The organism is Arachidicoccus sp. (assembly GCF_050436765.1).
Taxonomy (GTDB): domain Bacteria; phylum Bacteroidota; class Bacteroidia; order Chitinophagales; family Chitinophagaceae; genus Arachidicoccus.
This window is the reverse complement of sequence record NZ_JBNQGD010000066.1, coordinates 1,105-14,210: the sequence shown is the minus strand read 5'-3', so window position 1 is coordinate 14,210 and position 13,106 is coordinate 1,105. Positions and strand designations below refer to the sequence as shown.

Annotated in this window: 7 protein-coding genes and 1 tRNA gene; 3 read left to right on the top strand and 5 right to left on the bottom strand. The window is 38.9% G+C overall.

Annotated features, from left to right (window positions below; all coding sequences use genetic code 11):
- Positions 1-13: 13 nt before the first annotated feature.
- The 3 genes from rplD to rpsJ form a co-directional block, all read right to left on the bottom strand.
- Positions 14-649, bottom strand: a complete 636-nt coding sequence (gene rplD / locus ACQR30_RS02755; RefSeq protein ID WP_429730914.1) for a 50S ribosomal protein L4 — start codon at positions 647-649, stop codon at positions 14-16.
- Between the two features lie 50 nt (positions 650-699).
- On the bottom strand, positions 700-1,317 hold the full coding sequence (rplC, locus tag ACQR30_RS02750) for a 50S ribosomal protein L3 (protein ID WP_429730911.1): 618 nt from the start codon (positions 1,315-1,317) through the stop codon (positions 700-702).
- Positions 1,318-1,597: 280 nt separating this feature from the next.
- Positions 1,598-1,903 (bottom strand): 30S ribosomal protein S10, encoded by a 306-nt coding sequence (rpsJ, locus tag ACQR30_RS02745; RefSeq protein WP_066209982.1) that lies wholly within the window; start codon positions 1,901-1,903, stop codon positions 1,598-1,600.
- Positions 1,904-2,053: 150 nt separating this feature from the next.
- Here rpsJ and ACQR30_RS02740 point away from each other — a divergent pair.
- A tRNA-Gln gene (locus tag ACQR30_RS02740) sits at positions 2,054-2,124 on the top strand.
- A gap of 113 nt (positions 2,125-2,237) precedes the next feature.
- Here the strand turns inward: ACQR30_RS02740 and ACQR30_RS02735 are convergent.
- Both ACQR30_RS02735 and ACQR30_RS02730 read right to left on the bottom strand, forming a co-directional pair.
- On the bottom strand, positions 2,238-9,728 hold the full coding sequence (locus ACQR30_RS02735; RefSeq protein ID WP_429730907.1) for a GH36-type glycosyl hydrolase domain-containing protein: 7,491 nt from the start codon (positions 9,726-9,728) through the stop codon (positions 2,238-2,240).
- A gap of 50 nt (positions 9,729-9,778) precedes the next feature.
- Positions 9,779-10,942 carry a hypothetical protein gene (locus tag ACQR30_RS02730; RefSeq protein ID WP_429730904.1) on the bottom strand — a complete coding sequence of 388 codons (1,164 nt, stop codon included), beginning with the start codon at positions 10,940-10,942 and terminating at the stop codon, positions 9,779-9,781.
- A 449-nt stretch (positions 10,943-11,391) separates the two neighbouring features.
- Between ACQR30_RS02730 and ACQR30_RS02725 the strand changes: the two genes are divergently transcribed.
- Both ACQR30_RS02725 and ACQR30_RS02720 read left to right on the top strand, forming a co-directional pair.
- Positions 11,392-12,783 (top strand): aminopeptidase P family protein, encoded by a 1,392-nt coding sequence (locus ACQR30_RS02725; protein WP_429730901.1) that lies wholly within the window; start codon positions 11,392-11,394, stop codon positions 12,781-12,783.
- A gap of 210 nt (positions 12,784-12,993) precedes the next feature.
- The coding region (locus ACQR30_RS02720; RefSeq protein ID WP_429731049.1) for an ATP-binding cassette domain-containing protein at positions 12,994-13,106 on the top strand (113 nt) is incomplete at its 3' end.

Here is a 13,106-nt window from a genome sequence, read left to right as displayed (position 1 = left end):
AAAAATTCGCTAATTAAGCAGCTACTTCTTCTTTCTCGTTTAAAATTTTTGCCGCGTTTTCTGTAAAAACAACTAAGTCTGCATTAATTACATCATAAGTATTGATATCTGCTAGCAAAGTGCTTCCTATTCTTGGCAAGTTCCTCAAACTCAAATAAACATTATCATTATAATCAGGTAAAACAAATAAAACTTTTTTACCAGCTGCATTAATATTTTTCAGCACTTCAACAAATTGCTTTGTTTTTGGGGCTTCATAAGATAAATCTTCTAAAACAATGATAGCATTGTCTTTAGCTTTATGAGAAAGCGCACTTACTTTAGCCAAATCTTTCACCTTTCTATTCAGCTTAATATTATAAGCATGCGGCTTTGGTCCGAAAATAGTACCACCACCTTTATATAATGGGTTACGAATGTTCCCTTTACGAGAACCACCAGTCCCTTTTTGTTTGTGTAATTTACGGCTGGCACCTTGTACTTCAGCACGTGTTTTTACCTTATGTGTACCTTGACGTTGTGAAGCAAGATGCTGTTTCACTGCCAAATAAATTACGTGATCGTTTGGCTCAACACCAAATATTTCGTCAGGTAGTTCTATAGAACGTCCTGTTGTTTTTCCTGTTGTATTTAAAACTTCTAATTGCATTTTTGTTTCATTTTTGGTAAAGATTAATTGTTGCTAAATTATCTTTACTTTTATTTTTGGATGAAAACGGTTGAACCAATGTGACCGGGAACTGAACCGCTGATAAGGATATAATTTTTCTCTGCGAAAATTTTAACCACTTTCAGCCCTTTTAGTTTTACACGATCAGAACCCATGCGGCCTGCCATTCTCATTCCTTTAAATACTCTTGAAGGATAAGAAGAGCCCCCGATAGATCCTGGTGCGCGAGAACGGTCATGCTGCCCGTGAGATGCTTCACCAACACCGGAAAATCCATGACGTTTTACAACGCCTTGAAAACCTTTACCTTTTGTAATACCTACTACATCAACAGTTTCACCTTCGGTAAAAATGTCCACAGATATGGTGTCTCCAATATTTTTTTCGATTGAATAATCGCGAAATTCTTTTACAATTTTCTTAGCCGAAGTGTTGGCTTTTGCGAAGTGATTGATGGCTGCTTTTGTGGCGTTTTTCTCTTTCTTGTCGCCAATAGCAAGCTGAAGCGCGTTGTACCCGTCAGTTTCCTGACTCTTGATTTGTGTTACAACATTCGGTGTTGCTTCAATGATGGTCACAGCTACCTGTTTGCCTTCCGGGCCATAGACGCTGGTCATCCCAATTTTTTTTCCAATGATTCCTTTCATTTTTGCGGTTTTTCGCCCCGCTAGGTTGTTGAGACAATACCGAATGAAGCGGTATTTCAATCCCTGTTTTCCACCGACCTTTTCCTTTGTCGTTTAAACATTTAAACTTCAGAAGTACCGGTAGTCAACAAACCTCGAAGGGCCTGTTTTTTTATATTTACAGTTCAAACAAATTGTGTTTGAATATTTTCCAATCAGAGCTCTTTTCTTTTGCATTTGCAAAATTGAGAGATGATATTATTAGTTTAAAACTATTTGTCAGATTTGAAATCTGGACAACTTATGCCTTTATTTCCACTTCAACGCCAGAAGGTAAATCCAACTTGCTCAGTGCATCTACAGTTCTCGAAGAAGAAGTATAGATATCCAATAAGCGTTTGTGCGTTGCCAACTGAAATTGTTCACGGCTTTTCTTATTCACGTGCGGTGAACGTAAAACAGTGAAAATTCTTTTGTGTGTCGGCAAAGGAATCGGGCCGGTAACCACTGCTCCAGTTCCTCGTACTGTTTTAACTATCTTTTCAGCAGATTTATCTACCAAGTTGTGATCGTAAGATTGTAATTTTATTCTGATGCGTTGCGACATAATAATAACCCCAATTTTTTCATTGGGATTGCAAAGGTATGTGTAGTTTTCGAATGTGCAAAACTTTTTCTTAAAAAATTTTTGAACTCCTCTATTTCAAATTGAAAAAGGCAGTATTTTTGCGTTAACGCTCTTGTTTATTTGTCTTATTGCCCGATAGTATAACGGTAGTACTACAGATTCTGGTTCTGTGTGTTCAGGTTCGAATCCTGATCGGGTAACACCAATAGCCTTGTAAGTCAACGATTTACGAGGCTATTTATTCACCAGGAGCGCGCTTAAGTCCCCATAAATGATATTGACTGAAATCCGGTATTGATTCGTTATATAATAATTAAACTGTTTTAAACTTTATTATTACCTCATGGTCTTCCTTATCATTTACTAAAGTAATAAAATCTTCCTCTTGAATTATGCCATCTAAAGTATATTCCGGTTTATCCACCGCTTCCGATTGCATGATTATCATGTGGTAATAAGTGCCTAAATATTTATAATTTATTTTAAAAGAAGACCAGGTTTTAGGGACGCAAAGATTAAAATACAATTTATCGCCTTCACGCTTTAAGCCCAAAAGTGATTGCAACAAAAACTGATACATCCACCCTGCGGAGCCTGTATACCAAGTCCAGCCACCACGTCCTTTATGCGGCCTCGCACCATATACATCGGCCGCCATCACATAAGGTTCCACTTTATATTTTTCCACTAACTCTTTTGACTGCGTATGGCTTATTGGATTCATCATCGAAAATAGTTCCCATACTTTTCCCGCATCACCCATCTCGGCAAAAGCCATCATCGTCCACACTGCCGCGTGGGTATATTGACCTCCATTTTCCCGAACGCCTGGCAGATACCCTTTTATATAGCCCGGATTTAAATCAGATTTATCAAAGGGCGGATCTAATAATAGAATAATACCATCGTCTGTTTTCACTAAATATTTGTTGACAGCTTCCATCGCTTGTTTTGATCTTTCCTCTTCGCCGGCTTTAGATATAATAGACCAACTTTGGGATATAGAATCGATGCGACATTCAGCATTGGATGAAGAGCCCAAAGGAGTTCCGTCGTCAAAATAAGCTCGACGATACCATTGTCCGTCCCAGGCGTTTTTGTTGATGTTTTCTTTCAACTGGCCGGCATACCTGTCGCACTCAGATGCAAATTGTGTATCGCCTTGCATAGTGGCAATTGAAACAAATTGTTTTAATACTTTGTGCATAAAAAATCCCAACCATACACTTTCACCTTTCCCCCCTTCACCCACTTTATCCATTCCATCATTCCAATCTCCAGAACCCATTAAAGGCAAACCATGCGAGCCAAACTGTAATCCATGCTTGATCGCCTTAACACAGTGTTGATAAAGCGTGTCGGTCTCATGAAAAATTATAGGCAAATCATAATAAGATGCTTCATGCGGACTTAATGGTCTTCCATCCAAAAAAGGGACCTGATTTTGTAAAATGCTCTTGTCTCCGGTAATTTGTAAATACTGCTCCGTTACAAAGGGCAACCACAAGTAATCGTCGGAACAAGTAGTACGCACGCCTCGGCCTAGGGGTGGGTGCCACCAATGTTGTACATCGCCCTCTTTAAACTGTCTTGATGCTGCGAGCAAAATTTGATCTCTGGCAATTTCCGGTTTGGCATGTAGTAATGCTAAAACGTCTTGTAACTGGTCCCTAAAACCAAAAGCACCTCCTGATTGATAATAACCACTTCTTGCCCAAACCCGACAGGCAAGTGTCTGATAAACCAACCAGCCATTGGCCAAAATATTCAGGGCAGCATCCGGCGTCTCAACATACACGGCTCCGAGTGCTTCATTCCAGTAATCATGAATATTGTCCAAAGACTTGTTCGCAGTAGAACTCTCTTTAAACTGATTTATTATTTGCCGTGCATGTTGTTCATTATCCCCTACGCCCAATTTAAAAATTATTTCTTTTTCTTCCATTGGGAACACATCTATCGTTACCTGTACCGCTATGCACGGATCTAATGCAGCCCCTACTTTTCCGGACAAGCGTATACGTTGCATCGCTTCAGGATTCTGGAAGTTACCATTGCGACCAAGAAAATCAGACCGGTCTGCCGTAACACTTTTGTTGATATTATTAACGTCTAAAAAAACTACTTTCTTCGCAAAAGGTGTATTGTATTTATTATAAGCAAAAACTGCATTCGTCTCTTCATCGAGTTCCGAAATAATATGCATAGAAGTTTTTTGCGACAAATCACCTAGAATCAATTCAACATAGCTGGTAGCAGATAATTTACGATTTCGATTAGATAAATTTTTAATTTTTAAAACATTAAATTTAATATTTGCGACTAAATCAACATATACCCATAATTGGGTAAATATCTCTTCTTCAATATGCTCAAATACACTGTAACCAAAACCGTGTCTCGTAATATAGGGTTCTTGACTTAATTTGGGCAAAGGAGTGGGGGACCAAAACTTTCCACTTTCCTCATCGCGAATATAAATGGCTTCGCCACAAGCATCTGTAATAGGATCATTTTCCCATGGAGAAACCCTAAACTCATGTGCATTTTCTTGCCAAGTATAAGCGCTTCCGGACTCAGAAACAACAGTCCCAAAATTTTCATTGGCAATCACATTTACCCAGGGTGCCGGCGTAGGTTTGTCCTTACTGGAAAGGAGTATATATTCTCGTCCGTCTTTTGTAAAACCACCAAAACCATTGTAAAATAATAAATCCTTAGGCAGTTCGATCGGGCTGGCTCTTTTATTCCTCTCTTTATTAATCAAAATTGGCTCAAATACAGAAGGGAGCGGCTTTGCGATAATTTTTTTACTTATTTGTTCAGACAATGTTCCAGCATTATCTTCTATTATAATTCTCGCTACTGATTGAAATAATATTCGGTCTTCATTTGATATCTGATCTGTTGAACGTATAAAAATATTACCCGAATGACTACTGGTAGAAACACTATTGGCAGAGGTAACAAAACTCTGTATTTGATCTTGAAATTCTTGTCGGTAGGACCCAAAATCTTCATTCCAAATAACCAAATCCACCATAATCCCTTTCAACCTCCAGTAAACATGTGCCTTAACTAGTTGCTTGACCAGATCTAAATTCTCAATGCTTTGCACACGTAATAGCACAATAGGCAAATCACCTGAAATAGAATATGCCCACAGGTCTGACTGACCTCTGGAATTATTACGTATAATAACAGGCGCTGCACGCAATGCAACATTGGGGTAGATTATAGATCCGGCAATGCGATTAAATAATTGTGCTTCAGCTTCTGTAGCGTTTATTTGCCTTAATAATACTTGACTATGCGTCCAAGACAGCTCAAAAGCCCTATTCTTCAAATGTCTATCCTGATATTTTTGCAGTAGGGCTTTGCATTTTTCTTTCGTCTCAGCGACACCCAAAATCAGGTCAAAGGTTGCTGTTTGATTTGCTTTTAAAAAAATACGGTAACGAATAGCGACTATAGGATCTAATACAGAGCCGTCACTGCCCGACAATGCGGTATCTGTAAGCAACGCTTTGGGTGCTTTTACAGAATTGGTTCGTCCAATAAATTCCATCCTATCCGTTTCATAAGAAATGGTTTCAGCATCAGCGCCATTTAGTGACATCAAATGAAACATCCAAGGTGGTTGTTCTTCTTTAGAACGGGGTCGCCTTGAACACAAAATAGTCTTTTCGTCCTTCAAAATTTCTGTTTGCACAAAAAGGTTACTGAAGGCCGGATGTGCTTCATCTGCCGCCTGAGGTGCCAATACGACTTCGGCATAACTGGTAACTTCCAGTACCCTTTTTGAACTATTTCTATTGGTGATGCGTACCCGTCTAACTTCTACATCATCTTCTGGAGATACCACCACCTCTGTTCGACATTCGAATCCATTATCTATGCGACGATATTCGGCATGGCCTTGAGAAAAAATAGCTTCATAATTTTTTGCAGTTTGTAACACCGGCTGATAAGTATTTGACCAGAAAGCGCCTGTCTCAATATCCTTGATATAACAAAATACACCCCAATTATCTCTAGTGCCGTCCTCTCTCCATCGAGTTATAGCGATGTTTCTCCAACGACTGTAACCTCCTCCAGCATTGCTGGTAACCACATGATAGTTACTGTTTGACAATAATTGTATTTCAGGAATCGGGGTATTTGGTGTACCAATAATACGCATTTGCGGCTCCATTGCCGGAATATTTGTTTGAGAAATATTACCAGTGTGCGAGTAATAGGTAGACGTGCGAGGAATTTTTTCTTGCAACAATAATAAGGTTGCCTGAAATTGAGGATCACTCTCAAATCGTCTTTGCATTCTATGATTTAAGAGTAAAGAAGCCAAAGACAAAAACCCCATCCCCTGATGATGTACCATGAAAGAACGAATAAGGACCCCTTCTTGGCCACGAGGCAAGCGTGAGGAAGTATAATCAATAGCTTCGTAAAAACCATATTGCCCTTCGAAACCTTCTTGAGTTAGGCGTTGCAGATTCTCACATGCTTGCTTCGGCGCAATCATCAAAGCCAGTAATGCTGCATAAGGAGCAATCACCAGATCATCCCCCAAACCTCTTTTTAATCCAAGTCCAGGGACACCAAAAGCACGGTATTGATAATTCAAACTTGTATCTACAGCATTATAACCCGATTCGGAAATGCCCCAGGGAACCCCACGTTGCTTACCATATTCGATTTGGCGTCGAACCATTGCGCTATTGGTTTGGGTTATCAATGTATTCTCATAAGAAGGCATTACCAATTGTGGCATCAAATATTCAAACATTGAACCACTCCACGATAACAACACCGGCGCTTTCCCTGCATTCACTAATAGTCGTCCCAAAGTAAACCAACACTCTTGAGGCAATTTGCTTTGCGCGATAGCGACAAAAATCCCCAATCTCACTTCGGACGCCAGAAGATCGTAATAGCTATTATCGGGCAAATGTTCATCTACGTTAAAACCAATGCGCAACAAATGCTTCGAGCCGTCATATAAAAATCTGTATTCCAATTGAGAGAAAATAGAACATTCTTGTGAAAGATTTTCCAGCAATGTAATTTTTTCCAAAGCTTTTCTACTACCTATAGCTAATTGCTGCTTTAAATTATTTAACCATTCAAATTCCTCTTCGGAATTGGGCAAAGAAATTAGTTGTTCAATATCTACAGAATATTTTTCTTTCCAGTCTTTTAATTCCAAAAAACTAGGCCCCTTGATAAATAATGGGAGGCCTCTGAATTTTTCAGGGATAGAACCTTTTAACCACGGAAGAAAGTCCTCTGTCTCTCTTAAAATCGAAACGATTTGTTGTTGCAACTTAGTCATCCAATGATGGCTTTGCTCATTTGTATCTGAAAAATATTTTTCTACACCTTCATTCACCTGTCTAAGTATGCTTTTCATGGTAGCATACACATCCATTAAAGAAGATGGGGGTGCTGCACACAAATTATTCAAGAATGTCAAAAGCCCATCTAAGTTTTTAGCCTCTTTTCTCTCTAATTCCCTATAAGCTACTAGTAGCGTATCCCTCCATCCAGAAAAAATATTTTCATTTACTACCATTTGAGAAGGAAGAGATAAAAGTCCTTGTCGAAGGGTAATTAAATGCCCGGCCAGATTCCCGCTATCTACCGTAGAAATGTATTTAGGATTAAGCGGCTGAAGCGTAAGCGTATCGTACCAGTTGAAGAAATGGTTTTGATATCGCTCTAATACATTCATCGTTTTAAAAGTACCACTTGTCCTAAGAATCAAGTCGTTAATAGAAATATAACCAAAGTCGTATGCCGACAAATTAGCCAATAAAGTCAACCCGATATTAGTAGGAGACGTGCGATGAGCTATTATACTCTTAGGGTGCTCTTGGAAATTATCAGGTGGCAGCCAATTCTCATCTTCTGTTACAAAACTCTCAAAGAAGTACCAGGTTTTACGGGAGATATGATGTAAAAAATATTTTTCTTCCTCTTCCAGAAAAGCCGATTTTAGTTTACGGGGTGCACTTATTTTCCAAACAATCATAGGCGCAATAACCCACAAAACTAGAATAGGCATGGATGTTAAAAACCCACTATTACCCAAATAAAGCAATAATAACGCGGTCGCCACAGCTACAAACGGTGCAGACCACATAATTAGATAGGTTTTTAAAAGTGTTTTGTTTCCCGCCGCATTACTGCTACTCGAAGGAGTCCATTCCAATAATTTCTTATTAGAGATAATCATTCGCCAATTGGTACGAACGATTGCATCCAAATTGTAATATGCTTCGAAAGGAAGGCTCGCCAGGTATAAAAATGATTGCAAAAAATTTAACGAAGCCGCTTGCACAAACTCATTAAAATGGGAGGAAAAATCTAAGTCTTTTGGTTTATGCGCCAAATGCCACAGTGCAATAATAATAACAGGTAAGAAAAGAGTCAACACTACAATTGTTGTCCAAAACCATGGCATGGGCAAAAGTGTCCAGCCTATAATTAATAAAGCAATAAACGCAATTGGCATAAGGCTACGACGAATATTATCCCAAATTTTCCACCTTGACAAGGCTGACAAATGATTTTTACACAAGTGCCCATCTTTGTTTAAGGACAATGGCAGGGCCCAGCCGGCAATCTGCCAATCGCCGCGAATCCAGCGATGTCTGCGTGCCATATCGGCTAAATATGAACCAGGAAAACCTTCGTACAATTGAACGTCACTGATCAGGCCAGATCTTGTATAACATCCCTCAAGTAAATCGTGACTTAATATTCTATTTAACGGAAATCTATCCTTTAATACTTTTTCAAAAATATCCACGTCATAAATACCTTTTCCTATAAATGACCCTTCTGCAAACAAGTCCTGATAAACATCTGAGGTTACCTTTGTATAAGGGTCTAGGCCGGAATCATTGCTATGCATCAGGGTAAACAAAGAGCTACTGGATTTCGGTAACGTCACGGCCAGCCTGGGCTGCAATATGGTATAACCATCTACTACTCTTTTTAATGTGGCGTCGTAGACAGGCTTATTTAAGGGATGCGCCATGGTCGCAATCATTTTTGTAGCGGCTTCTCTGGGCAATTGGGTATCGGAATCTAAGGTTATTACATATTTTACATTTGTCAATACGCTGTATTCGCCAACGATGGTCATAAAATCAGATTCATCTCCCTGGCCCCTAAGTAAAGCATTTAAATCACTAAGCTTCCCCCGCTTTCTCTCAAAGCCCATCCAACTTTTTTCGCGTTTATTCCATTTCCTTGGTCGATGAAATAAGAAAAAGATATCTCCAGACGGACTCTTATATTTTTTATTTAAAGTTTCAATCCGCTCTATAGCCATTTGAAGTAATTTCCGATCAGAGGGCATCGTTTCTACCGGTGCATCTTTATAATCGCTTAATAAAGCAAAATGCAAATGCGCCTGTGGATTAGCCAAATATCTAACTTCCAAAGCTTCCACCAGTTCCTCCACTTCGCTTTCATTAGAAAGCATACAAGGAATAGCTATCAGTGTTCTATATTCCGAAGGTAAAAATTTTACAAAATCCATTTTAGGTAAAATTTTCGGCTTAATAATTAGGGTTGCCACCCAATTGATGATGGCACTAATTAAATAACTTGCGACTACAAAAGAAAGCACCCCCACTAATACGACAACCCAAACGTGCATCTGCTTATGGTACGTAAAAATGCAGAGCCAAAAACAAATAAATAAAGTGCCCATGACATTGGCGAGCGCATAAATAGAGAAACCACATTTCTTACAAAATGCGTTTACATGATCCCAAAATGAACATTTCATTTGGGCGAGTTTCTGCGTTTCAGCAAGACCTTTATCAATTAAAAAATAACCTACATGATTTTTACGTTGCTGATCATTTTCAGCTTTATTTTTTTTGCAAGCTCTATTGCAATGCGGGCAACAGCCACTTCGGAAGTCTTACTTTTTTGTGCAATATTTTCAATAACATGACGATAAACATCTCGCGTGGCAAAATCCATACTCCCATAGACACCATCTATATCTTCACGTAAAAGATGCTCAACACAACTTACACTTTCCACAAACTCTTGCCAATTGGTTGTCCGCAACAGTCGCATACTTTCTATGTTGTTACGCATAGAAACTTGATTAGCCGCTTGCTTTTGATTTTCTATATGCACCAATTCAGCACTGGTATAACCCGTTTCTGAAAGTTGTTGTTCGATCCAGGTAAGTGCCATTGACAAGCCAGCACCTTTGCCTTGCAGGCTTCTCGTAAATTCTGCCACAAATGAATCTGACAATACTGGCTCAGAATGAGCCATATCCGCAATATAAATAATTAAATCCTTCGGGTTTTTTTCGGCTCCATTCATCAATACCTCTGCCCAATAATTGGCAATATTTCTATCGATTCTATTGATGGCAATATTTGCAGCGATACGCCTAATATTTTCAATCAATGCCAACCTCAACATGATGGGTATAGCCCAAAGTTCACCCAAGGTAAGTTCATTTACCATTTGATAAGACTCAATAAAACTCGATAAATTCGCCAAATCTACGCGGCCGTCACTATGCGCAATTATTTCTAATGCGATATCATAGACCCGTGGAAGGTCTTCCGAGACGCCACTGCCAAGATGCGGTAAGTTTTGGCTATAGCCTTTAGGCAAGTGTTTTTTGCCAATAGCAATTTGTTCCTCAATTAAATAAAAGTTATCCAACAGCCATTCACTCGCCGGCGAAATCGACTTTTTTTCCTTGACAGCATCAGTCAGCAGGCTTCTTACTCTAAGCAAGACTTTTCCATTATTGTCAAGGCGCCTCAATAATTTATCCGGCGTCTTCCCTTCAGATAAAACATGCCCTTTTGCCACCTCTTGGCCATACACACGCATTTGTGCAACACTAAATAATTCAGCTATCAAAGGAGCTTCTCCTTTATACCGTCTTTGCTGCATACCCTCTCCCATAAAATAAGTGCGCATACGCAAAATAATATCATCTACCGTATTAACTATTCTATTCATTTATTTGTATTGTATCTTATCGAAATAGAATCTTGAAGTAATAATTGACGTTTTCTCAATTATTTTTTTTTACAAAAAGCAGGCCCATCTGTATTTTGCATCCCAAATGTTTATATTATCAGCACAAGTCTATTTAATAGCTCGTTGTATTCCGTTAAATATAATTTACAGTAAGATAAGGATAAATTTCCTGAAAAATTTTGTTTGAGTAACTCTTAAAAGAATTTGTGTTTTATTTTGGTAATCATTCAACAAGATTTCTGAGCAAAAAATTATTGGAAACAAGAAGAGGTACCAGTCGTTCTTTACGTTTTTTATAAACACAACACAAAAACACACGTCGAAAAATTCTGCTTCACAAAAAGTTTAACGTTAGAACCTCTTCTGATTAAAGGATAATCTTTACTTTTAAAATCGGAAAAATCAAATACTCAGAAAAATCAAATACAGTGTTTAACGCAGAAATATACCAACAACGTCGTTCGCAACTAAAATCAAAAGTAAAGTCAGGGATAATACTATTAATGGGTAATGAACAAGTGGGCATGAACTTCCTGCACAATGGCTATACATTCCGGCAAGATAGTTCTTTCCTTTATTATGTAGGTATTGACTTACCTCATCTTGGCGTAATTATAGATATAGATAACGACACAGAAACCTTGTTTGGGGATGATCTAACGATCGACGATATCATATGGACCGGCCCTCAAGCGTCTATGAAAGACTGGGCGGGAAAAACGGCTATCAGCGAAGTGAAAAAATATAAGGCAATAATAAGCATTCTGCAATCCGCCTATCATGGCGGGCGAACCATTCATTTTTTACCTCCTTATAGAGACGAACATACATTGAAACTACATGAATGGTTAGGCATGCCGCCTCAAGTTTGTGCTGACAAGGCTTCTGTAGAATTAATTAAAACCATTGTGTCTATGCGCTCTTATAAACAGCCCGAAGAAATTGAAGAAATGGAAAAAGCGGTGGATATTTCTGCAGAAATGCACGAACTATTCATGAAATCAGTTCGTCCGGGAAAAACGGAACTTGAAGTTGCGGGGCTCGTCGAAGGGCTCGCGTTAAGCTCCGGTGGTCAATTGGCTTATCCTGCCATCCTGACTGCGAGCGGCGAAACATTGCACATTCATGCAAGAAATGTGGTATTGGAATCCGGACAAATGGCCTTATGCGACATAGGTGCCGAAACAGCTATGCATTATGCTGGTGATTTAACACGCACAGCACCGGTGAATGGTAAGTTTACTGATTTACAAAAAGATATGTACAACATGATTTTAGCCATTCAGTTGGCGGCGATTGATGCATGCAAACCGGGCACTTTGTACAAAGACATTCATGCTTTGTCTGGAGAAATGTTGCTGGAGGGCCTGAAAAGTTTTGGTATCATCAAAGGAGACGTGAAAGAGGCTTTGGCAGCAGATGCACATACGCTGTTTTTTCAATGTGGCTTAGGGCACATGATTGGCTTAGATGTACACGACATGGAAAATTTGGGTGAACAATATGTGGGCTATACACAGCAGATGAAAAAGCAAACGAATTTTGGGTGGAAGTCTTTACGATTGGGTCGTGCATTGGAACCGGGTTTTACTATTACTGTAGAGCCAGGTATCTATTTTATTCCCACCCTAATTGATATATGGAAGTCAAAAAATAAGCTCGCTAATTTTATTAATTATTCCGAATTAGAAAAATTCAAAACTTTCGGTGGTATCCGTATTGAAGACGAAGTTCTCATCACGGAAAAAGGAAATCGAATACTAGGAAACAAAATGCCGCCAAAAACAGTCGCCGAAATGGAAGCCATTCAACAGCAATAATAAGATAAACTATACACTTAAAGAATGCAAGCAAAAATATTTATGTAGCCTTAGAATTAAGGATCATTTTTTAAAAAAAGTGAATAATAGCAGTAGCAAATTTTCATTGCCCTTTAATAATTACTTTTGTAAAAATAGAAAACTTTGAGCATCACCATTTCCACTAACGAATTAGTAAAGACCTATCGGAACAGAACAGTAGTAAATAAAGTGTCTGTGAATGTTACGCAAGGCGAAATAGTGGGGTTACTAGGCCCCAACGGCGCAGGCAAAACAACCTCTTTTTATATGGTAGTGGGGTTAATAAGGCCCGATAGCGGTTC